Annotated in this window: 1 protein-coding gene; it reads left to right on the forward strand. The window is 44.5% G+C overall.

Annotation, left to right across the window (positions count from 1 at the left end):
* On the forward strand, positions 1-591 hold a 591-nt coding region (locus DXA57_RS17085; protein WP_147345721.1), incomplete at both ends, for a transposase.

Consider the following 591-nt stretch of genomic DNA (forward strand, 5'->3'; position numbering starts at 1 on the left):
GAGTCGCCCAGACCGCCGCGGTTTAAGCAGGATGGGATTCCCATTACCTATATGCAGATGGGGATCGTGCATGAGCGGGATACGGAGAAAGTCCGCCTGTCCCTTCCAAAGGCATTAAAAAAATATATGGAAGGAACGTATCAGATCCATGAAAACTTTCTTTTTCTTGAAAATAAGATTTTCAGGGACATGGATCAGATCAAACAGCTGCGGATCTACCCGCCGGAGAAAGGGATCTGTAACCTGATCGTTGTTTATGAGGTTCCTGATCCGGAAGAACTTCCACAGAATGGACATGAGCTGGCGATTGATTTGGGGCTTCATAACCTTATGACGTGTTATGATTCCGGAAATGGGAAGACATTTATCCTGGGCAGAAAATACCTTGAAATAGAAAGATATTTCCAGAAAGAGATCGCAAGAGTGCAGGCCCAGTGGTATGGGCAACAGTCCCAAAAGGGAGTAAAGCATCCGGTAACATCAAAACATATCAGGAAGTTATATAAGAGAAAACAAAACTCCGTAACAGACTATCTGCATAAGGTGACAAGATATCTTGCAGAATATTGCCGGGAACAGGGAGTCACCTGT

It is taken from the genome of Blautia sp. OF03-15BH (assembly GCF_003463065.1).
GTDB lineage: Bacteria > Bacillota > Clostridia > Lachnospirales > Lachnospiraceae > Limivivens.